General features: G+C 70.7%; 22 protein-coding genes. 13 read left to right on the top strand and 9 right to left on the bottom strand.

Annotated elements, in window-relative coordinates; all coding sequences use genetic code 11:
• Positions 1–70: 70 nt before the first annotated feature.
• Positions 71–454 carry a VOC family protein gene (locus tag B0B14_RS13400; protein WP_076682574.1) on the top strand — a complete coding sequence of 128 codons (384 nt, stop codon included), beginning with the start codon at positions 71–73 and terminating at the stop codon, positions 452–454.
• A 1-nt stretch (position 455) separates the two neighbouring features.
• Here B0B14_RS13400 and B0B14_RS13395 read toward each other — a convergent pair whose 3' ends face one another.
• The 4 genes from B0B14_RS13395 to B0B14_RS13380 all read right to left on the bottom strand — a co-directional run bounded on the left by B0B14_RS13395 (position 456) and on the right by B0B14_RS13380 (position 4,461).
• Complete coding sequence (locus B0B14_RS13395; RefSeq protein ID WP_076682572.1) at positions 456–1,124, bottom strand: Type 1 glutamine amidotransferase-like domain-containing protein; 669 nt, start codon at positions 1,122–1,124, stop codon at positions 456–458.
• 53 nt (positions 1,125–1,177) lie between these two features.
• Positions 1,178–2,143 (bottom strand): alpha/beta fold hydrolase, encoded by a 966-nt coding sequence (locus B0B14_RS13390; protein WP_256714386.1) that lies wholly within the window; start codon positions 2,141–2,143, stop codon positions 1,178–1,180.
• A gap of 62 nt (positions 2,144–2,205) precedes the next feature.
• Positions 2,206–3,810, bottom strand: coding sequence for a serine hydrolase (locus B0B14_RS13385; RefSeq protein WP_076682570.1), 1,605 nt, complete (start codon positions 3,808–3,810; stop codon positions 2,206–2,208).
• 78 nt (positions 3,811–3,888) lie between these two features.
• On the bottom strand, positions 3,889–4,461 hold the full coding sequence (locus B0B14_RS13380) for a dihydrofolate reductase family protein (RefSeq protein ID WP_076682568.1): 573 nt from the start codon (positions 4,459–4,461) through the stop codon (positions 3,889–3,891).
• A 71-nt stretch (positions 4,462–4,532) separates the two neighbouring features.
• Between B0B14_RS13380 and B0B14_RS13375 the strand changes: the two genes are divergently transcribed.
• Positions 4,533–5,099: a TetR/AcrR family transcriptional regulator gene (locus B0B14_RS13375; RefSeq protein ID WP_076682774.1), complete on the top strand. Its 567-nt coding sequence runs from the start codon at positions 4,533–4,535 to the stop codon at positions 5,097–5,099.
• 51 nt (positions 5,100–5,150) lie between these two features.
• On the opposite strand, the gene B0B14_RS13370 is transcribed toward B0B14_RS13375, so the two are convergent.
• The gene (locus B0B14_RS13370) at positions 5,151–5,447 is read right to left on the bottom strand and encodes a MerR family transcriptional regulator (RefSeq protein WP_218642087.1); all 297 of its coding nucleotides are present in this window, start codon (positions 5,445–5,447) and stop codon (positions 5,151–5,153) included.
• 124 nt (positions 5,448–5,571) lie between these two features.
• Here B0B14_RS13370 and B0B14_RS13365 point away from each other — a divergent pair, with 124 nt between their 5' ends.
• Positions 5,572–6,009 carry an Hsp20/alpha crystallin family protein gene (locus B0B14_RS13365; RefSeq protein ID WP_076682564.1) on the top strand — a complete coding sequence of 146 codons (438 nt, stop codon included), beginning with the start codon at positions 5,572–5,574 and terminating at the stop codon, positions 6,007–6,009.
• Between the two features lie 374 nt (positions 6,010–6,383).
• On the opposite strand, the gene B0B14_RS13355 is transcribed toward B0B14_RS13365, so the two are convergent.
• On the bottom strand, positions 6,384–7,115 hold the full coding sequence (locus B0B14_RS13355; RefSeq protein WP_076682560.1) for a FadR/GntR family transcriptional regulator: 732 nt from the start codon (positions 7,113–7,115) through the stop codon (positions 6,384–6,386).
• A gap of 240 nt (positions 7,116–7,355) precedes the next feature.
• On the opposite strand from B0B14_RS13355, the gene B0B14_RS13350 reads away from it, so the two are divergent.
• Genes B0B14_RS13350 through B0B14_RS13315 form a run of 8 tightly spaced genes read left to right on the top strand, consistent with a single transcriptional unit; the run spans position 7,356 to position 15,803 of the window.
• Positions 7,356–8,654 carry an MFS transporter gene (locus tag B0B14_RS13350; protein WP_256714393.1) on the top strand — a complete coding sequence of 433 codons (1,299 nt, stop codon included), beginning with the start codon at positions 7,356–7,358 and terminating at the stop codon, positions 8,652–8,654.
• Positions 8,651–10,369 (top strand): dihydroxyacetone kinase family protein, encoded by a 1,719-nt coding sequence (locus B0B14_RS13345; protein WP_076682556.1) that lies wholly within the window; start codon positions 8,651–8,653, stop codon positions 10,367–10,369. The genes B0B14_RS13350 and B0B14_RS13345 overlap by 4 nt, the downstream gene beginning before the upstream one ends.
• 1 nt (position 10,370) lies before the next feature.
• Positions 10,371–10,841, top strand: a complete 471-nt coding sequence (locus B0B14_RS13340) for a ribose-5-phosphate isomerase (RefSeq protein ID WP_076682554.1) — start codon at positions 10,371–10,373, stop codon at positions 10,839–10,841.
• Positions 10,841–11,611 carry a triose-phosphate isomerase family protein gene (locus B0B14_RS13335; RefSeq protein WP_076682552.1) on the top strand — a complete coding sequence of 257 codons (771 nt, stop codon included), beginning with the start codon at positions 10,841–10,843 and terminating at the stop codon, positions 11,609–11,611. The genes B0B14_RS13340 and B0B14_RS13335 overlap by 1 nt, the downstream gene beginning before the upstream one ends.
• Positions 11,608–12,390 carry a sugar phosphate isomerase/epimerase family protein gene (locus B0B14_RS13330; RefSeq protein ID WP_076682550.1) on the top strand — a complete coding sequence of 261 codons (783 nt, stop codon included), beginning with the start codon at positions 11,608–11,610 and terminating at the stop codon, positions 12,388–12,390. Before B0B14_RS13335 ends, B0B14_RS13330 begins: the two co-directional genes overlap by 4 nt.
• Positions 12,387–13,247, top strand: a complete 861-nt coding sequence (locus B0B14_RS13325) for a phosphogluconate dehydrogenase C-terminal domain-containing protein (protein ID WP_076682548.1) — start codon at positions 12,387–12,389, stop codon at positions 13,245–13,247. The genes B0B14_RS13330 and B0B14_RS13325 overlap by 4 nt, the downstream gene beginning before the upstream one ends.
• Positions 13,248–13,251: 4 nt before the next feature.
• Complete coding sequence (locus tag B0B14_RS13320) at positions 13,252–14,007, top strand: SDR family NAD(P)-dependent oxidoreductase (protein ID WP_076682546.1); 756 nt, start codon at positions 13,252–13,254, stop codon at positions 14,005–14,007.
• A gap of 2 nt (positions 14,008–14,009) precedes the next feature.
• Complete coding sequence (locus B0B14_RS13315; protein WP_076682544.1) at positions 14,010–15,803, top strand: D-apionate lactonase family protein; 1,794 nt, start codon at positions 14,010–14,012, stop codon at positions 15,801–15,803.
• A 233-nt stretch (positions 15,804–16,036) separates the two neighbouring features.
• Here the strand turns inward: B0B14_RS13315 and B0B14_RS13310 are convergent, their stop codons facing one another.
• From B0B14_RS13310 to B0B14_RS16615, 3 genes are read right to left on the bottom strand one after another with little or no spacing between them, the layout of a single operon-like run.
• Positions 16,037–18,106 carry a beta-galactosidase gene (locus tag B0B14_RS13310; RefSeq protein WP_076682542.1) on the bottom strand — a complete coding sequence of 690 codons (2,070 nt, stop codon included), beginning with the start codon at positions 18,104–18,106 and terminating at the stop codon, positions 16,037–16,039.
• Entirely contained in the window at positions 18,106–18,597 is a 492-nt protein-coding gene (locus tag B0B14_RS13305; RefSeq protein WP_076682540.1) for a DUF5605 domain-containing protein, read from the bottom strand. Before B0B14_RS13305 ends, B0B14_RS13310 begins: the two co-directional genes overlap by 1 nt.
• Positions 18,598–18,642: 45 nt before the next feature.
• A complete protein-coding gene (locus tag B0B14_RS16615; RefSeq protein WP_076682537.1) occupies positions 18,643–18,855 on the bottom strand; it encodes a nucleotidyltransferase domain-containing protein in 213 nt (70 codons plus the stop codon).
• A 158-nt stretch (positions 18,856–19,013) separates the two neighbouring features.
• Here B0B14_RS16615 and B0B14_RS13295 point away from each other — a divergent pair, with 158 nt between their 5' ends.
• Together B0B14_RS13295 and rhaI are read left to right on the top strand one after the other, a co-directional pair.
• On the top strand, positions 19,014–19,409 hold the full coding sequence (locus B0B14_RS13295; protein WP_076682535.1) for an L-rhamnose mutarotase: 396 nt from the start codon (positions 19,014–19,016) through the stop codon (positions 19,407–19,409).
• Positions 19,406–20,572 (top strand): L-rhamnose isomerase, encoded by a 1,167-nt coding sequence (gene rhaI / locus B0B14_RS13290; protein WP_076682533.1) that lies wholly within the window; start codon positions 19,406–19,408, stop codon positions 20,570–20,572. The genes B0B14_RS13295 and rhaI overlap by 4 nt, the downstream gene beginning before the upstream one ends.
• Positions 20,573–20,589: the final 17 nt, after the last annotated feature.

Here is a 20,589-nt window from a genome sequence, read left to right as displayed (position 1 = left end):
GCGAGCCCCCGAATCGCCCTCAGCCCCGTGACCCAAAGGCACAGGCGCCCGCGGGACTATCGTGACCGCCATGACCGTGCGCGCTCTGTTCCCCATCCTCTCGACACGCGACCTGCCGGCTCTCGTGGCGTTCTACGAGCAGGCTCTGGGCGCCGAGGTGACGTTCCGCTTCCCGGGCGAGCACGGCGACGTGTACGTCTCGCTCGCGATCGGTCCGGCATCCCTCGGCATCGGGCACGATCCCGACACGACCGACCCCGTCGCCTCCGGCGATCGAGCGGCTCTGTGGTTCTACGTCGACGACGTGGATGCGACGTTCGCCTCCGCCCTGGGTGCCGGAGCCGTCGCGGAACGCGCACCCACCGACATGCCCTGGGGCGAGCGCGTCGCGCAGGTGCGCGACCCTGCCGGGCATCTCGTGAACTTCGGACGCGCGGAGGGCGACCCGAGCTGACTCACGCGAAGTGGTGCCAGCGGCCTTCAGACACGACGTCAACGCTGCTGTCGACCACTCTGATGGCGGTCTGATCGTCGATGGCGTACGACGGATGCCCGACATCCGCCGCCCACTTCTCGGCGGCGGAGAACGGGTTGCCCGGTCCGCCGTCGGTCGCCAGATGGGGGCAGATCGCGAAGTCCACGACGCCCATCGTGCGGTCATCGCCCGCGGGCGGCATCCATCCCACGAACTCCCGCCCGATCCGCGGCGTCATCACCATGCTCCCCGCGCTCATCCCGAGCCAGACGGTCTCCGACAGCGAAGGGAGCATGTCGGCCAGTCCCGACTCCCGCATCCAGTGGTGCAGGTAGAGGGCGTCGCCGCCGGCCACGACGAGCGCATCGACCTCGCGGACCAGGGGCATCCAGCGCTCGTCGTCGATGCTCGGCAGCGCGGTGAGCTCGAGCACGCCGACCGACTTCCAGCCGAGGTCCACCATCGGGTTCTCCGACCGCCCGCTGATGAACTCCCACGCCGACACCCCGGGTCCGACCCACGGATGACCGTACTGGGCCGTCGGGATGCACAGGGCCGTGGACTCCTCGATCGGCTTGCCGAGCAGCTCGACGAGCGCGCTCCGGATGCTGTCATTGGTGACACCTGCTGAGGTGAGAAGAAGCTTCATCCGGACTCCACGTCGGCTCTCATAGCGGGAATCGCGCCCGCGACCAGGTCAGCCTATGCGCCGGCCCGGACGCGCGCCGCGGGTGCGAGGGCGCGAAGAGCCTGCAGCACCGCCTCGGGACGCTCGACGGCGGCGAAGTGGCCGGCGTCGCGCACCGTGGTCTGGTCGAAGTCGCGGATGAGGTTCGCGAAGCCGATGCCGTCGCCCTCGGCGACGAACACGTCGCGTTCGCCACGGATCGACCGGACCGGGCAGGCGATCGCCCGCCACGCGGACTCGTCGTAGGCGGCCGCCGCTCGCGCCGCGTCGATCAGCGCGCGCGGACGCAGCTCCATCGAGAGCGCACGGATGACGGTGGAATGGACGTGTGCAGGCCGGGCGAACAGCGGCGCGCACAGCACGCGGAAGACACCGATCCGCTGGAGCGCGCTCACCAGGCGCCGCCCCATCGCTCCCAGGGCGATGAGCACCCGCATGGCGAGGAGCATCCCGGCGAATCCGGGGAGGGCGAGACCTCCGCGCAGCGGGTGTCGGATCGCCTCGAGCACCGCAGGACCGGCGGGTGAGATGAGGAGCACCGCCTGCGTGCCCCCCGGGGCTCGCGCAGCGATGTCGAGGGCGAGGAATCCGCCGAGAGAGTGCCCGACGACGATCCACCGTTCGTAGCCCAGCGACCGCGCCACGTCACGCACGAGGGCACTCAGCTGCGCCACATCGACACCGGATGCCGCGGCGGGACTCTCCCCCCACCCGGGCAGGTCGATCGCGATGACATCCGTCAGCGGATGCCCCGACCGCTCCGCCGCCCGCAGGAGCGGTGTCCACGTCGTCCACGATCCCGCGCCGCCGTGGAGCAGGATCGTCGCGGTGTCGCCCGAGGCGGTGCCCGCCCGCACGACGACCCGGCCGCCGGCCGTCGTCAGCGCACGCCGTCGAAGGCCGAAGTCGCGATCCCGCGAGCCGAGCGCCGGGCCGCGGCGCTCCACGCCGTTCGGCGATGCGGGAAAGGTGTCGTCCACACAGATGATTCGGCGCGGACGCCGCATCGGATCGCGCCGCGGGGCCCGGCTGCTCGGCGGGATCAGCCCGCCGGCGCCGCCCGGGTGAACGTGCCGAGGTCGTGCCTGTCGAAGTACTCGAGCACGAGCGTCGCGCCGTCGAACGTCGCCTGCGACACCGCGGTCGGGCTGGAGTTCTCCCCGGTCGGGCGGAAGACGAACACATCGCCCGACCAGTGCTCGAGCGGCCATCGTCCCGTCGGCCCGAGGCTGAGAACGAGCTCCCCTCCCCGCACCTCGACCCGAGCGGCGCCGAAGTACTCGTTCGCGTACTCCCCGGCATACGAGGCGAGGTCGGCCGGCGGCGCGGCATCCGTCGGGGGCTCTTGTCCGTCGAACTCCCCGAGCGGCTCGCTCGAGAGCTGCTCGAACACCGAGATGAAGAAGTCGAGCCAGTCGCGGCGCTCCTCGCCGAACTGCGCGATGTCCATGAAGCGATTCGCGATGCCCTCGGCCACGCCGTTCGCGGCGGCGTTGGACAGCACGATGATGCCGATGTCGGCCCCGGGGAGCATCTTCACGATCGTGCCCGTCCCCATCGCGAAGGCACCCGAATGGTTGACGTCGACGAGTCCGCCGACGGTCGTGCCGACGTTCCACCCGTAGCCGTACATGCCCGCCCGCGCTCCCCAGGCATTCGGTGCCCCCTGGATCATCTGCGGCGACATCGCGGGAAGCAGCGACGTTTCTTCGACGAACCGGGAGCCGTCGTGCTCGCCCGCTGCGAGGAGCATGCTGGTCCACGTCGTCAGGTCGTCGATGTTGGAGCTCACCCCTCCGGCGGGCGATTGCGCGTCGGGCTGACGCTGTGCGGGATTGACGATCCATTCGTCGTCGTCGCGGATGTGACCGAGCGCGCGGTTCTCGCGCTCTTCCAGGTCGGCGAAGCGCGAACTCGTCGACGTCATGCCGAGAGGCTCGTACACCAGCCGCTCGGACAGACTCGCCCAATCCTCCCCGGAGGCACGCGCGACCGACTCCGCCGCCGTCGTGATGTCGAAGTTGCCGTAGTGGTACACCGCGCGCCACGGCTCGAGCGGGATATGGCGCAGCCGCTCGATGATCTCCTCGCGGTCGTAGCCGATCTCCTCCAGCTCATCCCCGGCGTGCTCGAACAGGCCGGATCGGTGCGCATACATGTCGGCGATCGTGACGCGGGCCCCGACCACGGGGTCGGAGAGCGTGAACCCCTCGAGGTTCTCGGCGACGGGCGTGTTCCACGACACGATCCCCTCGTCGATCGCGCGTGCGACCACGGTCGATCCCACGGACTTCGAGACGGATGCCAGGGCGAAGACCGTCGCGGAATCCACGGGCTCTCCACTGTCGACATCGCGGACGCCGAACCCCTCGGCGAAGATCACCTCGTCGCCGTGCACCACGCCGACGGCGATGCCGGGGGTGCCGGTGGCATCCATCGCCGCACGCACGGACCGCGGGATGTCGGCCACCGCCGCCTCGATCTGCTCGGGCGTCACGACCGCCACGGCGTCGGCCGCGGGATTCGGGTTCACCATCGGGGTCTGGGTGCGCTCCGGCGCGGCGCTCTCCCCGACCGTGCAGCCGGCCAGGGCACCGGCGACGAGAACGGAGGCGACGACGGCGGAACGGCGCGAGGCAGCTCTCATGGGGAAAGTGTGCAGCAGAGCGGCACGCGGCGCTACGGCGGGCGCCGACCCGATCGGCGCTCCACCTCGATCAGCCCCTCACGCCGGGCGGGCGACGTACTCCTCGATCACGACTCCGGAGGCGAAGGATCGCGACCCGGCGGGCGCGAAGCGCCGCGCGTCGAACGGGGCGTCGCCGAACAGTCGGATGCCGGAGCCGAACACGAACGGGTGGCGCTTCAGCACCAGGCGATCGATCTCCGGCAGCAGGGCGCCCGCGAGCTCGCCGCCGCCGCAGAGCCAGATGTCGAGTCCGCTCTCCTGCTTGAGCCGACGGACGACGCCGAGCGCGTCATCCGTGACGGTGATGGCAGGATCGAGCTCGCGCGAGCGCCTGCTCGCCACGACCTGGCGGAGATGCGGATAGGGGCTGGCGATCCCGACCTCGAGCGCAGGGGCCAGCGTTCGCGATCCCATGATGACGGTGTCGTATCGGGTTCGGGGCGGCTCGATGCCGAGGGCGGCGTGCGCATGAGCGGGCAGCGCGTCGGCGTATTCGCCGTAGACGACCGAGGTGTGGTCACCGTCCGAGAGGAAGGCGTCGAAGCCGCCCTCCGGGTCGGCGATGCAGCCGTCGATGCTGACGGCGACGTAGTAGACGAGTTCGCGCATGAGCACTCCAATCACAACAGGTGTCGTAGTTAATGTACTGCAGGTGTCGTGGTCTGGCTAGCATGGGCGGCATGGCTCGCAACGACGTCCGACGTTCCGCCCTCGCCGACGCCGGCATCCGGGTTCTCGCGGAGGAGGGCGCGCGCGGCCTGACCCATCGAGCCGTCGACTCCGCCGCCGGCGTGCCTCGCGGCACCGCCTCGAACTACTTCCCCACCCGCGATCAGCTCATCGAGGCCCTCGTCGACCGGATCGAGGAGCGACTGACGCCGGATCCCGAGGCCATCCCCCACGCGGCGACCCGGCCGCGCGACCGCGCGCTCTTCGCCGACTACGTGCGCGACGTGGTCCGCAGGCTCGCCGCCGATCCCGCCGTGTCGCTCGCGCTCTTCGAACTGCGACTCGAGGCCGCCCGGCGCCCCGCCGTGGCCGAGGCGCTCGGCGCGTGGCGGCAGAGGTCGTTCCAGGACGACATCGCCTTCACCGACGACGCCGGACTGCCCGCGGGACGCACCGAGATCGCCCTCTTCCACTACGCGATCGACGGCCTCATGCTCGACCGTCTGACCGTGCCGCTGGACACCGGGCTGTCGATCGACGAGGCCGTGGACGAGCTCGTCGACAGGATCCTGCGCTGACCCCCTCCGAGGACCGAGCGGCGACCCCCGCCGGAGAGTGCGGAGCGGTCGTCACGCCGAGGGAGCGGAGAGGGCGGCCAGCTGCGCCCTGAGTGCGCGATTGGCCTCCTCCAGATGGAGGATCCGCCGGGCGCCGGCGATGTTGATGCCGTCCGACAGCAGGGCGACGACCTGCCGGACGACGTCGAGATCGTCCTCGCTGTAGCGGCGCGTGCCGCCGGCGGTGCGGTCGGGGGTCAGCAGCCCCCTCGTCTCGTACAGGCGCAGTGTCTGCTCGCCGACCCCCACCATGTCGGCGGCCACGGCGATGCTGTAGACGCCTCGCGCCCGGTCGATCCGTTCCGTCACGGCATCCCCCACTCGTCGTTCATTTCGCACTTGACGATCTTCGTTCTTCGAGGTACAAAATCTACTGCAGTCGACATAGATCGTCGACTCGAACACCGACAAGTGAAATGGAGGAGATCAAGAAATGCTCATGCAACACGACCCGTTCCGCGACCTCGACCGGTTCACGCAGCAGGTCTTCGGGACGATGAGCCGCCCCTCGCACATGCCCCTGGATGCGTGGCGAGAAGGCGATGAGTTCGTGGTCGAACTCGATCTGCCGGGGGTCGATCCGGGCAAGATCGACATCGACGTCGAGCGCAACGTGCTGACCGTGCGTGCCGAGCGTCTGAGCCGGATGCCGGACGCGGCCAATGCGGTCGCGACCGAGCGCTCGTGGGGCGTCTTCAGCCGCCAGCTGGTGCTCGGGGACGCCCTCGACACCGAGAAGGTCGATGCCGACTACACGGCCGGAGTGCTCCGCCTGCGCATTCCGATCGCCGAGAAGGCCAAGCCCCGCAAGATCCACGTCACCGACCGCGACAGCATCGTGCAGCGGGAAGACCGCAGCATCGACGCCTGACCGGGCGGCCCATGCCGTGTCGGGAGGAGCCGTGATGACATCGGCTGCGATCGTCCTGTTGCCGGAGACGCGGGACGGGCGGTTCGACGATCCGGAGTGGGTCGCGCGCGAATTCGCCGCGATCCTCGCCGCGTCGGGCCTTCTGCCCGGAGTGGTCATCGGCACGGCGCCGGACTCATCGCCGACGGACGCTCGCCGGCGAGCTCACGGAGCGCCGGTATCGGCTCCTCACGGCCGTCGAGCCGCCGCGCCGCCCGTGCCCGAACGGGTCAGGGCACCCCCGGGCGTGTGCGACCGCCCGCAGCGGTGAAGACAGAGCGCCCCGCGTCCTCGAGAGGACGCGGGGCGCTTCTTCGCCATCTGGGGATCCGACCTCAGGCGTCGGCGGACAGCCGCGCCGCCGCCGTGGCCATGTGCACGGCCATCGCGGATGCCGCGGCATCCTCATCTCCGGCCCGCACGGCGCGGTTCACGGCATCGTGCTCCTCGATCGCGGTCCGCGCCTCGGCCTCGTCCTGCACGGCGCGGTCGGCGTAGACCTGCAGCAGCGACCGCACGACGTGCAGGAGGTCGATGAGCTGCCCGTTGCCCGCGGCGGCTGCCAGCGCATTGTGGAAGTCGAGGTCGGCGCGGGCGAACGCGCCCAGGTCGTCGACGGTGTCGCGCATGCGGGCGAGCGACGCGTCGATCTCCGCGAGGGCGGATGCCTCGCCCCGCCCGGCGGCCAGCCGGGCGACGTAGATCTCGAGACCCGCGCGCAGCTCCAGCAGCTCCCCCGTCTTGCGCGGCCCGATCAGCAGCCCCCACCGCAATGTCTGGGGAAGGAGCTCGCTCGCCGTTCCGCGGAGATACGTGCCCGACCCGGGCCGCACATCCACGATCCCGAGGATCTCGAGGGCGGCGAGCGCTTCGCGCACCGCCGAGCGACCCACGCCGAGCGTCGACGCGAGCTGCCGCTCGGGGGGCAGTCGCGTGCCGGGCTCGATCGACCCGCTCGTGAAGAGGTCCATCAGCCGGCGCGCCACCTCCGACACCGGGGTGCCGGAGGGCAGCACGCCCAGCGCGGCAGCGATCGCGTCGGAACCGTCGCCGGGGTATGCGGGCATGGGCACAATCTACCTTCCGGACTGCCCGCACCTGGGTTTTCGGTCAACCGGTTCACTCGAATCTCTTGCAATTGGTCAACCGGTTTGTCAATATGGGTCGGAGCAGGTCATCCCAGCAGATCGATGTCGATTTACCCAGGAGTCAATGTGGACACGAAAACCCCCTCCGCCGAGGCGAACCCCGTCGCCCGGTCGGCGATCAGGAAGGTGTCCACGCGGCTCGTGCCGTTCGTGGCCCTGATGTTCTTCATCAACTACCTCGACCGCACCGCGATCGGCTTCGCCGCTCCGAACGGTATGAACGACGATCTTGCGCTGAGCGCCGCTCAGTTCGGCTTCGCGTCGGGCGTCTTCTTCATCGGCTACATCCTCCTGGAGGTGCCCTCGAACCTGGCGCTGCACAAGTTCGGTGCCCGCAAGTGGCTCGCGCGCATCATGGTCAGCTGGGGCATCGTCGCGCTGCTGTTCACCTGGGTGCAGAACTTCGAGCAGCTCGTCGCGCTGCGCTTCATCCTGGGTGTGGCCGAAGCCGGCTTCTTCCCCGGCGCGATCCTGTTCCTCAGCCTCTGGGTTCCCGCGCAGTACCGCGGCCGCATCCTCATGCTCTTCTACCTGGCGCAGCCCCTGACGACCGTGATCGGCGCCCCGCTCGCGGGCGCCCTGATCCAGCAGGACGGCGTGTTCTTCGGGCTGGAGGGGTGGCGCTTCATGTTCATGGGCGTCGCGATCCCCGCCATCGTCGTCGGCATCATCGCCTGGTTCTACCTGAAGGACAAGCCGGCGGACGCCAAGTGGCTGACCCCGGCGGAGCAGGTCTGGCTCACCGAGTCGCTGCAGAAGGAGAAGTCGGCCACCGAGTCCCGCGAGAAGCACGTGTCCGTGCGGTTCGCGTTCGGAAGTGGGCGGGTGTGGATGCTCTCCTTCATCTACTTCGGCTTCATTTACGGCCTGTACGCGCTCGCGTTCTTCCTCCCCACGATCATCGAGGGGTTCCAGGCCCAGACCGGCCAGACCTACGACGTGTTCCAGAAGGGCCTCATCACCGCGATCCCCTACCTGCCGGCGGCGGTCGCGATGTACTTCTGGTCGCGGGATGCGTCCAAGCGCGGCCTGAAGACGTGGCACATCGTGATCCCGGCTCTCGCTGGCGCGGTGTCGATCCCCCTGGCGCTGTTCGCCGGCTCCCCGGCAGCGACGATCGCCGTCATCACGATCACTGCCAGCGCGATCTTCTCGGCACTCCCCAACTTCTGGACGCTCCCGACGCGATTCCTCACCGGCGTGGCCGCGGCCGCCGGCGTCGCGCTCATCAACACGATCGGCAATCTCGCCGGCTTCAGCGCCCCGTATGTCACGGGAGCAGTTCGCGACTGGACGGGCAGCTACGAGGCCCCGATGTTCATCGTCGGAGGGGTCATGCTCGTGTCGGCGATCCTCATGATCCTGCTGGCGCGCAGCAACCGCCTCGCGCCGGTGGATGTGGATTCCGCGCAGCCCGCCTCGACCGAGGAGGAGGCGCAGGAGGCGCCGAAGCGATGACCAGACTGTGGAACGACCCGGCCGATTTCGCGGACGAGATGATCGACGGTTTCGTGGCGGCGAACGCCCGCTCGGTGCGCCGGGTGACCGGCGGAGTGGTGCGCGCGACGCAGTCGCCCGCAGGTCAGGTGGCGGTCGTGATCGGCGGCGGGTCGGGCCACTACCCCGCGTTCGGCGGGCTCGTCGGACCGGGCCTCGCGCACGGCGCGGCGATGGGCAACCTCTTCGCGTCGCCGTCGACGCAGCAGGTGTTCGCGGTCGCGAAGGCGGCCGACAACGGCGGAGGCGTGTTCTTCAGCTACGGCAACTACGCCGGCGATGTGCTCAACTTCGACGCGGCGCAGGAGCGGCTGCGCGCCGAGGGCGTCGCGTGCGAGACCGTCACGGTGACCGACGACATCTTCTCCGCGTCTCCTGCCGAGAAGCAGAAGCGGCGGGGGATCGCCGGCGACCTGACCGTGTTCCGCACCGCGGCCGCGGCGGCCGAAGCCGGGTACGACCTGGCCGGCGTCACGGCGGTCGCCGCCAAGGCCAACGCGCGCACCCGGTCGATCGGCGTCGCGTTCACGGGCTGCACCCTCCCGGGTGCCGACCACGCGCTGTTCTCCGTCCCGGAGGGGCGGATGGCGGTCGGGCTCGGCATCCACGGCGAGCCGGGCGTCGATGAGACCGACATCCCGACCGCCGACGGCCTGGCCGAACTGCTCGTCTCGCGGCTGCTCGACGAGCGTCCGGAGGGGGCGGGCACGCGGGTCGTGCCCATCCTGAACGGTCTCGGGTCACTGAAGTACGAGGAGATGTTCGTCGTCTACCGTCGCATCGCGCAGCTGCTCGAGACCGCCGGACTCGAGATCGTCGACCCGCATGTGGGCGAGTACTGCACGTCGTTCGACATGGCCGGCACCTCGCTCACCCTGTTCTGGCTCGACGAGGAGCTCGAACGCCTGTGGGACACCCCGGTCGACACTCCCGCGTACCGCCGGGGCTCGGTCGCGCCGCAGCAGCGGTCGGAGGCATCGGATGCCGTCGCCGACGTCGTCGAGATCGTGCCGGGCGACGACGCGTCTCGCGCGTCGGCGATCACCGTCGCGGCAGCGCTAGAGGTGCTCGTGAGGACGATCGACGACAACGTCGACGAGCTCGGCCGCCTGGACTCGATCGCCGGCGACGGCGACCATGGCATCGGGATGCAGCGTGGCGCGCACGCCGCGCTGGCTGCGGCGACCGCCGCGGTCGCCGCCGGCGCCGGCGCGGGCACGACGCTGGAGCGCGCGGCCGATGCCTGGTCCGACAGGGCGGGCGGCACCTCGGGTGCGCTGTGGGGCGTCATCCTGACTTCCCTCGCCGCCAAGCTCGGCGACGCCGGCTCCCCCTCGCCCCTCGATGTCGCTGCGGGCGTCGCCGCCGGTGCGAGCGGGGTCATGGACTACGGCAAGGCCGAGGTCGGCGACAAGACGATGGTCGACGCGCTCGTCCCGTTTTCGTCTGCGCTGAGCTCCGCGGTCGACGCCGGCGCATCGCTCACCGACGCGTGGCGCACCGCCGCCGCGCGTGCGACCACCGCGGCGGCCGCGACCGCCGACCTCCTCCCCCGCATGGGACGCGCCCGCACACACGGGCACCACAGCGTCGGCATCCCCGACCCCGGCGCGCACTCCCTCGCCCTCATCGTGACCGCCATCGGCGAGACCCTCGCCGCCTCGAAGGAGAACTGACATGACCGAACCCCTGCGCCTCGTCATCGGCAGCGACGACGCCGGCTTCGACTACAAGGAGATCCTCAAGGCCGACCTCGAGAACAGCGACGGCGTCGCCTCCGTCGTCGATGTGGGAGTGGATGCCGACGGGCACACGGCCTACCCCCGCGTGGCGATCGCCGCCGCCGAACTCGTCGCGAACGGCGACGCCGACCGTGCGCTGCTCATCTGCGGAACCGGGCTCGGCGTCGCGATCGCGGCGAACAAAGTGCCCGGCATCCGCGCCGTCACCGCCCACGACTCGTTCTCCGTCGAGCGCGGGGTGCTCTCCAACGACGCGCAGGTGCTCACGATGGGCCAGCGCGTGATCGGCATCGAACTCGCCCGCCGCCTCGTGCGCGAATGGCTCACCTACCGCTTCGACCCCGCCTCCGCGTCGGCGGACAAGGTCGCCGTCATCGGCGAGTACGAAGCCACCGGATCCTGCTGATGGCACCCGTCACGGTCGGGGTGAGCCTGAAGACCTACTTCGGTCACCATCAGGCGCTGCAGTGGTGCGCGCGCGTCGCCGCCACCGCCGGCGCCCACCCCGCCGTGGCATCCGGAGCCGTCGAGCTGTTCGTCATCCCGACCTACCCGCAGCTCGTCGGCGCCGTCGACGCGTTCGCCGGCACGCCGGTCGTGATCGGCGCGCAGGATGTCTCGGCGTTCGAGCCCGGCGCCTACACCGGCGAAGTGACGGCGGCCGAACTCGCCGAGATCGGCGTGCGCGTCGCCGAGATCGGCCACGCGGAGCGCCGCCGGCTGTTCGCCGAGACCGACGACGTCGTCGCCGCCAAGACCGCCGCCGCGCTCGCCCGCGGCATCACCCCGGTGCTGTGCATCGGCGAGACCTACGAGACATCGGATGCCGCCACCGTCGCCGTCGATCAGCTCCACTCCGCGCTCGCCACCGCGCAGGCCGGACGTGTCATCGTCGCCTACGAACCCGTCTGGGCGATCGGCGCCCCCGAACCCGCCGGACCCGACCACATCCTCCCGGTCGCCCGCGCCCTGCGCTCCGCGCTCGACGCCCTCCCGGGCCGCACCGACTCCTCCGTCGTGTACGGCGGATCCGCCGGACCCGGACTGCTCGAACGCCTCGAGGGTGCGGTGGACGGCCTCTTCCTCGGCCGGTTCGCGCACGACCCCGCGAACCTGCTCGCCGTGATCGACGAAGCCGCCGCCCTCGCGGCCGTACGGGCGGGAGAACGCGCATGATCGGCCTCGGCACGTACGCGTTCTTCTGGCAGCACTCCGAAGGCCTCTCACTCATCGACGCCTTCCGCGCGACCCGCGACCTCGGGGTCGACCTGTTCCAGATCTGCGACTTCGAGCCGCTCGAGCACATGACGGATGCCGAGCTCACCGAGGCCGCCGCCGCGGCACGCGATCTCGGCCTCACGATCGAGCTCGGCACGAAGGGGATCGAGCCCGAGCGGCTCGCGCGCTTCCTCGAGCTCGCCCGCACCTTCGAGGCGACGCTCGTACGGAGCATGCTCTACGGACCCGACTCCCGACCGACGCTCGACCAGGCCGTCGAATGGCTTCGCGGGGCGATGCCGGCCTACGAGGCATCCGGCGTCGTGCTCGCCCTCGAGACGTACGAGCAGGTCGCGACCGCCGATCTCGTCTCGGTCGTCGAGCGCGTGGAGAGCGACAGCCTCGGCGTCTGCCTCGACCCCGCCAACGTCACGGCGCGGCTGGAGCTGCCCCGCGACGCCGTCGCGCTCACGGCGGCGCACGTGAAGAACGTGCACGTCAAGGACTTCGCGTTCGCCCGCCAGCCCGGCTGGGTGGGCTTCACGTACTCCGGCGCCCCCATGGGCGACGGACTGCACGACTACGCGCATCTGCTCGAGACGGTCCGTCCGCGGGAGCGGGGCATCAACGAAATCGTCGAGCACTGGCTGCCCTGGCAGGGCGATGCCGAGACCACCATCCAGACCGAGCGGGAATGGACCCGCACCACCCTCGAGTACCTCAGGAGCACGTCATGACCCACCCCGAGACCTACACCATCGCCGTCGTCGGAGCCGGCGGCAAGATGGGCATGCGCGTGTCCGACAACCTCGTGAAGACCGGTCACGACGTGCGATACGTCGAGAACTCCCCCGCCGGTCAGCAGCGCACGCTCGACGCCGGGCGGGAGCTGACGGATGCCGCGACCGCCGTGGCCGACGCCGACATCGTCGTTCTCGCCGTTCCCGATCTCGCCCTCGGCCCCGTCACCGCCGACCTCGTGCCGCAGCTGAAGGCCGGCGCGATCGTGCTGACCCTCGACCCGGCCGCCGCGTACGCCGGACTTCTCACGACGCGGGACGACGTCATCCAGGCCGTCGCGCACCCGTGCCACCCGTCGATCTTCCTGCAGCGAGAGACCCCCGAGCAGTGGGCCGACACGTTTGGCGGCATCGCCGCCCCGCAAGACGCCATCGCCGCGATCGAGTCCGACGACGAAGCCAAGAAGGCGATCGTGGAGGCGACCGTGCGTGCGATCTACGCGCCGGTCATCGATGTGCACTGGGTGACGATCAAGCAGCTCGCCCAGCTCGAGCCGACTCTCGTCGAGACCGTCGCCTGCATGATCGGCGCCCTCCTCAACGAAGCACTCTCCGAAGCCGTGAACACGATGGGCGTTCCCGAGGCGGCCGCGCGCAGCATCCTGTACGGCCACACGCAGGTCGCCCTGGCCAACGGGCTCCGCGGTGACAACCCGTTCAGCGATGCGTGCCTCATCGCGATGGACTACGGTCGCGAGAGCATCATCAAGGAGGACTGGAAGAAGATCTTCCGCGACGACGAGCTCGACAAGAACCTCGCGCGCATGCTCCACCTCGACGAGATCAAGAGGTAGCACGATGGGTCAGCTCGACGGCAGGACCGCCCTCATCACCGGCGGCGCGCTCGGCATCGGTCTCGCCGTCGCGCAGCGTTTCGCCGCCGAGGGGGCGCGCGTGATCCTCGCCGATCGCAACGGCGAGGGTGCGCGCGAGGCCGCGGCCGCGATCGGCGAGAACGCCCGCGCCGTGACGATGGACATCTCGAGCGAGGCGTCGGTGGCGGCCGGCTTCGCCGAGGCGGAGGCCGCGGGCTGGGCGCCGGACGTCGTCGTCGCGAATGCGGGCGTGCAGCTGTTCGGACAGGACGCGCCGATCGCCGACCTCGAGCTCGAGGTGTGGCAGCGGACGATCGACGTCAACCTGACGGGCGCCTTCCTCACGGTGAAGTACGCCGTGCGCACGATGCTCGCGCTCGGCGGCGGATCGATCATCCTCACCGGAAGCCCCACCGCGGTCAACGGAGAGGGCAAGGACTTCACGGCGTACAGCGCCTCGAAGGCGGGCATGCACGGCCTCGGTCGCACCGTCGCCGCAGCCTATGCCGATCGAGGCATACGCGTGAACACCGTGCAGCCCGCGTACACCGAGACCCCCCTCGTCGCCGCGATCACCGACGACCCCGAGGCGCGCGCCGCGATCGTCAGCCGCATCCCGATCGGGCGTGCCGGCACGCCCGCAGACGTGGCCGGCATCATGGTCTACCTCGCCAGCGACGACGGCGCCTTCGCGACCGGCGCCACGTTCCAGGTCGACGGCGGAATGACCTCGCTCTGACGATGGACTGGATCACGCAGCACGCCTCCTGGTCGAGCGGCCCGTGGTCGCTCGAACTCCGTGACGACGAGCTCGCCGACATCGCGTACGACGGACGGCCCGTCCTGCGCGCGGTGCGCGCGGTCGTGCGGGATCGCAACTGGGACACGGCGCCGCTCGTGGTCGATCGCGTCCGCGAGACCGACGCGACGCTGACGCTGCACGTGCGGTCGGCGGGTCTCGGCTCGTCGTTCCGCGGCGTCGTGCGCGTCGAGGCCCGGGATGCCCGGCTCGTCGTGATCGCCGACCTCGAGTCGGAGCATCCGTTCGAGACGAATCGAACCGGTCTCGTCGTGCTGCATCCGCCCGCCCTCGCGGGGGCCGACCTGCGCGTCACCCACCCCGACGGGAGGGAGGAGGCGACCGCGTTCCCGGAGTCGATCAGCCCGCACCAGCCCGTGCGCGACATCTCCGGGCTCGCGTGGACGCACGGCGGCCTCGACGTGCGCCTGCGCTTCGACGGCGACGTGTTCGAGATGGAGGATCAGCGCAACTGGACGGATGCCTCGTTCAAGACGTACAGCCGGCCCCTCTCCCTGCCGTTCCCCTACCCGATCTCCGCGGGCGACCGCGTGGTGCAGACGCTCGAGATCGAGGTCGCCACGACGGATGCCGCGCCCGGCATCCCGATGACGGACACGATCGCGCTGACCTCGGGCGAAGCGTTCCCCGCGATCGCGGTCGCGGCGTCGACCGCCCCCGACCCTGCCCCCGCTGTCGCTCCGGTCGGCTCGGCCGTGCTGGTCGAGCTCGATCTCGCGACGAGGAACTGGCGCGCGGCTCTCGGCCGGGCGGCGGCATCCGGGCTTCCTCTCGATGTGCAGTTCGTCCTGGCCGATGACGACGCGCTGGCCGCGGGCGTTGCCGCGCTGCGGGACCACGACGTCGTGCGAGTGACGGCCTTCCAGCCCGAGGGCGCTGCGCGGCACATTTCGGATGCCGCTGCGATCGCGACGCTCCGGCGCGCGCTGGCGGCTGCGGGCGTCTCGGCGGCGGTCGTCGGCGGGGCCCGCTCCCACTTCACCGAGCTCAACCGGGAGCACCATCGCCTGCCGGCCGATCTCGACGGCATCGTGTTCAGCGTGACGCCGCTGTTCCACAGCCTCGGCACCGAGCAGCTCGTGGAGTCGCTCGCGATGCAGCGGCTCGTCGCCGCGCAGGCGGTGCGGATCGCCGCATCGGTCGCGGGCGGCCCGTCGACGGGCTCGGCGACCGAGGGCGCGGGCACCGGCTCAGGGGCCGAGGGCGTGCCCGTGCACATCGGGCCGATCGGCCTGCGTCCGCACTTCAACGACGTCGCGACGACGCCTCCGCCGCGAGCGGCCCACGATGACCTCCGCGACGGGTACGGTCCCGCGCTTCTCGATCTCGCCGACCCTCGACAGGACGCCGAGGAGCTCGCCGCCTGGACGATCGCGAGCGCGGCTGCCCTTGCCGTGCCGGGCGTGGAGACGCTGACGTTCTTCGAGGAGTGGGGGCCCCGAGGCATCCGCGATGCGTCGGGCACCGACCGCCCCGTGGCCGACGCGATCCGCGCTCTGGCCGCACTCTCGGGCACCGCCCTGCTGCACGGCGCGAGCCCCGACGGCCTGATCTGGGCGATCGGCGGCGCCGACGCGGAGGGCCGCGAACGCGTCCTGGTCGCCAACCTCGACCGCACCGGACGCACCCTGCGCCTGACGACCGAGACAGGCCACGCCGGCATCCATCTCGGTCCGCTGACCTGGCTCGCCCTCGACCTCCCTGCCCCGCGCTGACCTCGCCCCTCGATGTCCCACTTTGAGTGGGTGCGGAGGCGACCAACCCACGCGAAGTGGGACACCAACCGACGCGAACCCCTCGATGTCCCACTTCGTGCGGGTGCGGACGTGGTCAACCCACGCAAAGTGGGACACCAACCAACGCGACCCACCCGTCCCTCTCGATATCCCACTTTGAGTGGGTGCGGACGCGACCAACCCACGCGAAGTGGGACACCGACACCGGGAGGTCAGGGCAGGGCTTCGCCCCAGACCGCGACGCCCCAGGGTGCGAGCGGCAGCACCGAGCCCGCAGGCAGCGGCGCATCGGCAGCTAGCGCGTCCGCGACATCCCGCACCGTCTCGACCTCGACCTCATCGGGCGTCCAGTTGTGCACGACCCACACCCGACCGCGCGGCCCGGAGAGCGAGTGCACCGTGACGCTGTCCGGTCGATCCCGCAACGGCGACACGATGCGCGGAGCGGAGGCATCCACCACTACCCGCGCCATCAGCGCGCGATCGAGCAACGTGCCCACCGCATACGCGGTGCCCGCGCCGAACGCGTGCCGGGTCACCGCCGCCCACGCGCCGTAGTGCGGGTGCGCATACCCCGCGAGCACCTCGGCACCCTCCGGCTCGTACGCATCGATCCAGCCCTGCGCGACTCCTCCGCCCAGGCCGTCGACGACGACGTCGCCGCGCAGCGCCGCGAACTCGGCGTACGACGCCCCCAGCACCTCGGCGAGAACCCCCGGCGCCACCGAGGTGCGCACCCGGCCGGAGTCGTCGCCGAACCCCGTCCGCGGGCCGACGACGAGCGTTCCACCGAGACCCACGAACTCGACGAGAACGGAGAGCGTGCGGTCGGATGCGGCCACAAGGCCGGGAACGATCACGGTACCGAATCGAGAAACCAGGGCAGCGGCATCCGGGATCTGCCGCTCGTTCACGACGGCGAGCTGACGTCCGGCGTCGACGACTCCGCGCGCGAACGCCTGGACGATGCGCCCGTATGAACGCGGATCGGCGCTGCCGTCGACCCGGCACAGCGGCGGCTCGGCCGCCATCACCCAATCACTGTCGTGCGCGATCACGATCGCGACATCGGCCTCGGCCTCGGCATCCGCGAGCCACTCGGCGGATGCCGAGAACTGCGCCCCGAGGGCCGCGATCTCGCGGTACACGCGCCCCGGGCGCAGGTCGTGGCCGAGCACGCCGCCCCAGTGCGCCTCGTGCCCCGAGTGCAGCGTGTGCCAGTGCCAGTACGACACGAGCCGCGCCCCGCGGGCGACGAGCAGCCAGGCCGCCTGGGCGAGCTGTCCGGCGTACGGCGGACGGGTCTGGTGAGCGGCGCCGATCGACGTCGCACCCGTCTCGGTCACGAGGAACGGGGCGTCACGCGTCGCGCGCATGCGATCGGCCATCAGCACGAGCTGCGCGACGTCGTCGGCGAACCACTCGTCGCCCTGCGCGGTGTGCGCGAGCGCGAGGGAGTCCTGTGCGGCGTAGTACGCGTTTCCGCTCGCGATGTCGAGGACCCCGCCCACGGCCACGTCGTCCATCGCCGGCCGCCCGTAGGCGATGCACGTCGTGATCACGGCATCCGCAGAGACCAGCGGCCGCACGATCCCGGCCTGCCACGCGAGGAAGTCCGTCGTCTGGGCGGCCTGGAAACGGCGCCACGCGAGCGCATACGCGGGCGTCGTGTTGCCGGCCGGCGCCCACAGCTCGTCCCACGCCGAGATGCGGTGCGACCAGTACGTCAGGCCCCAGGCCTCGTTGAGCGCCGCCGGGGTGCCGTACCGCGCCTCGAGCCAGCGTCGGAAGGCGGCGACGACGTCGTCGTTGTGGATGAGGTGCAGGCCCGCCTCGTTGTCGAGCTGCACACCGGCGACCGCCGGATGCCGCCCGTGTCGGCCGACGACGGCGCGGATGACGCGTTCGGCATACCTGCGGAACACCGGGGAGGTGAAGTCGACCTCCTGCCGTCCGCCCCAGGGCACGCGCGATCCGTCGGCCCTCTGCACGGCGAGCTCGGGATGTGCGCGCGCGAGCCACGGCGGCACGGCGTAGGTCGGCGTCCCGAGGATGACCTCGATGCCGTGCGCGTGCGCGGCGTCGAGGATCGGCGTCATCCACTCGAGGTCGAACAGCCCGTCCTCGGGCTCCCACGTCGACCACACGGATTCGCCGACGCGGATGCACCGGATGCCGGCGGCGACCATGAGCCGCAGATCCTCGTCGAGCCGCGACGGATCGGGGAGGTACTCGTTGTAGTACGCGACGCCCAGACCGACGGTCGTGCCCAGCCGGGCCATCAGTCGATGCGGGTGATGCGCAGCGCGATCGCCTCGCCCTCGGGGAGCGCGACGGGGTCGGCGGCCCGGGCGAAGGCCTCGTTGCGCTGCACGTCGTCGAGCACGAAGCGGCGACCCACGGGCATGATCGTCATGTTCCACGTGTCGATGACGTCGATCTCGAAGGCGTCGCCGACCTCGAGCCTCTCGCCGATCATGCTCGACTGCGGCAGGCGGAACACCCACTCCGCCGGAGCCGAGCGCCCGAAGTACCGCACGTACTGGCGGCGCGCGACGCCGGCGACGTACTCGGGATCGTCCCACTTGTCGATGGGATCGAGCCCCGGAACGGCGAGATCGTCGAGCACCGTCCGCAGGAAGCCGAGGCGCACCGGCGAGTCGCCGAGCAGCGGTCCGCCCTCGACGATGTGGTAGCTGTCGTTCGGCAGCAGGAAGCTCTCGCCGTGCGACGCGTACGTGCCCGACACGGTCGCGATCCAGAACTGGTGCACGAGCTCCTGCGGCGTGAGATGCCCCCACCGCTCGGGGGCATCGCCCTAGTCGAGGCCCGCCCGTTCGATCCAGGCGTAGCGGTCGGCCGCGGTCTCGGCCGCGAACGTCTCCTCGTCGACGACGAGGTACACGTCGACGTCGGAGTCCTCGCGCTCCTCGCCCCGGGCCACCGAGCCCACGACGATGACGGCCAGGGATCCGGGCCGCTCGCGGACGGAATCGACGTACGCGGCGAGCGCGCGCTCCTGCTGTTCCACTCGTGCTCCTTCGCATCGGGTCGCTCCCCACGCTATCGGCCCGGTGATCGTCATCGGGGCTCCATCGCCGCGGAGATATCGATTTCTCGTCGTCGATCGGGCCTGCCGTGCGGTAGGTTTGAAACGATTCATGCCCGATCGACCGAGGAGACGACTCGATGACGAGCACCCCGCCTCCGACGCGCGTCTGCTTCGAGCTCCAGGTCGCTCCCGACCGGCTCGAGGAGTACGTCGCGCGGCACACCCCCGTGCGCGCCGACATGCTCGCCGAGATCGCGGCCTCCGGTCGACGCAACTACTCGCTGTTCCTCGCCGAGGGAGGACGACTCGTCGGCTACTACGAGACCGACGACGACGCGGCCGCGCAGGCCTACCTCGCCGCGTCTCCCGTCGCCACCCGCTGGGAGGCCGAGATGGCGCCCTTCTTCGTCGGGCTCGCCGGGCGTCCCGACCAGGCGGCGACACCCCTCACCGAGATCTTCAACCTCGATGCCCAGCTCGCCCCGGCCGGCACGGCATCCGTCACACCCAACGAAGGAAGCGACGCATCGTGAGCACCCTCACCCCCGACCACCTGTCCACCCTCGAGAAGCAGGGCATCGAGCTGCCCAGCTGGGCGTTCGGCAACTCCGGCACGCGGTTCAAGGTGTTCGCGACCCCCGGCACGCCCCGCGACCCGTTCGAGAAGATCGCGGATGCCGCGGAGGTCAACCGGGTGACGGCCCTGGCGCCGAGCGTCGCCCTGCACATCCCGTGGGACAAGGTCGACGACTACGGCGCGCTGCGCCGGCACGCCGAAGACCTCGGCGTCGCGCTCGGCACGATCAACTCCAACACGTTCCAGGACGACGACTACAAGTTCGGCGCCCTCACCCACTCCGACCCGAAGATCCGGCAGAAGGCGATCGATCACCACCTCGAGTGCGTCGACATCATGGATGCCACGGGTTCGCGCGACCTCAAGATCTGGCTCGCCGAGGGGTCGAACTACCCCGGCCAGGCCGATCTCCGCGCCCGCCAGGACCGTCTCCAGGAGTCCCTGCGGCAGATCTACGCGCGCCTGAGCGACCAGCAGCGCCTCGTGCTCGAGTACAAGTTCTTCGAGCCGGCGTTCTACCACACCGATGTTCCCGACTGGGGAACCTCGTACGCGCAGGTGGCCGCCCTCGGCGACCGCGCTCTCGTGTGCCTCGACACCGGCCACCACGCACCCGGCACCAACATCGAGTTCATCGTCATGCAGCTGCTGCGCCTGGGCAAGCTCGGCTCGTTCGACTTCAACTCGCGGTTCTACGCCGACGACGACCTCATCGTGGGCGCGGCCGACCCGTTCCAGCTGTTCCGCATCATCGACCAGGTGATCGTCGGCGGCGGCCTCAACAACCCCGACGTCGCGTTCATGCTCGATCAGTGCCACAACATCGAGAAGAAGATCCCCGGCCAGATCCGCTCGGTGCTCAACGTGCAGGAGATGACCGCCCGCGCCCTGCTCATCGACCGCGAGGCGCTGCGCGCAGCGCAGGACGCGGGCGACGTGCTCGCCGCGAACGCCGTCTTCATGGACGCGTTCTACACCGATGTGCGCCCGGCCCTCGCCGAGTGGCGCGAGTCGCGGGGCCTCCCCGGCGACCCGATGGCCGGCTACGCCGCGTCGGGCTACCAGGACAAGATCGAAGCCGAGCGCGTCGGCGGAGTGCAGGCGAGCTGGGGCGCATGACCCCCCTCGTCCGAGCT

The organism is Microbacterium sp. RU33B (assembly GCF_900155915.1).
GTDB lineage: Bacteria > Actinomycetota > Actinomycetes > Actinomycetales > Microbacteriaceae > Microbacterium.
This window is presented reverse-complemented; position numbering and strand designations above follow the sequence as displayed.

Coding starts and splice junctions, on each gene's coding strand:
- B0B14_RS13400 (WP_076682574.1), top strand. CDS start 71: ATGACCGTGCGCGCTCTGTTCCCCATCCTCTCGACACGCGACCTGCCG.
- B0B14_RS13350 (WP_256714393.1), top strand. CDS start 7,356: ATGTTCTTCATCAACTACCTCGACCGCACCGCGATCGGCTTCGCCGCT.
- B0B14_RS13395 (WP_076682572.1), bottom strand. CDS start 1,124: ATGAAGCTTCTTCTCACCTCAGCAGGTGTCACCAATGACAGCATCCGG.
- B0B14_RS13310 (WP_076682542.1), bottom strand. CDS start 18,106: ATGGCCCGGCTGGGCACGACCGTCGGTCTGGGCGTCGCGTACTACAAC.
- B0B14_RS13385 (WP_076682570.1), bottom strand. CDS start 3,810: ATGAGAGCTGCCTCGCGCCGTTCCGCCGTCGTCGCCTCCGTTCTCGTC.
- B0B14_RS13320 (WP_076682546.1), top strand. CDS start 13,252: ATGGGTCAGCTCGACGGCAGGACCGCCCTCATCACCGGCGGCGCGCTC.
- B0B14_RS13340 (WP_076682554.1), top strand. CDS start 10,371: ATGACCGAACCCCTGCGCCTCGTCATCGGCAGCGACGACGCCGGCTTC.
- B0B14_RS13295 (WP_076682535.1), top strand. CDS start 19,014: ATGACGAGCACCCCGCCTCCGACGCGCGTCTGCTTCGAGCTCCAGGTC.
- B0B14_RS13335 (WP_076682552.1), top strand. CDS start 10,841: ATGGCACCCGTCACGGTCGGGGTGAGCCTGAAGACCTACTTCGGTCAC.
- B0B14_RS13345 (WP_076682556.1), top strand. CDS start 8,651: ATGACCAGACTGTGGAACGACCCGGCCGATTTCGCGGACGAGATGATC.
- B0B14_RS13315 (WP_076682544.1), top strand. CDS start 14,010: ATGGACTGGATCACGCAGCACGCCTCCTGGTCGAGCGGCCCGTGGTCG.
- B0B14_RS13375 (WP_076682774.1), top strand. CDS start 4,533: ATGGCTCGCAACGACGTCCGACGTTCCGCCCTCGCCGACGCCGGCATC.
- B0B14_RS13380 (WP_076682568.1), bottom strand. CDS start 4,461: ATGCGCGAACTCGTCTACTACGTCGCCGTCAGCATCGACGGCTGCATC.
- B0B14_RS13355 (WP_076682560.1), bottom strand. CDS start 7,115: ATGCCCGCATACCCCGGCGACGGTTCCGACGCGATCGCTGCCGCGCTG.
- B0B14_RS13325 (WP_076682548.1), top strand. CDS start 12,387: ATGACCCACCCCGAGACCTACACCATCGCCGTCGTCGGAGCCGGCGGC.
- B0B14_RS13330 (WP_076682550.1), top strand. CDS start 11,608: ATGATCGGCCTCGGCACGTACGCGTTCTTCTGGCAGCACTCCGAAGGC.
- B0B14_RS13365 (WP_076682564.1), top strand. CDS start 5,572: ATGCTCATGCAACACGACCCGTTCCGCGACCTCGACCGGTTCACGCAG.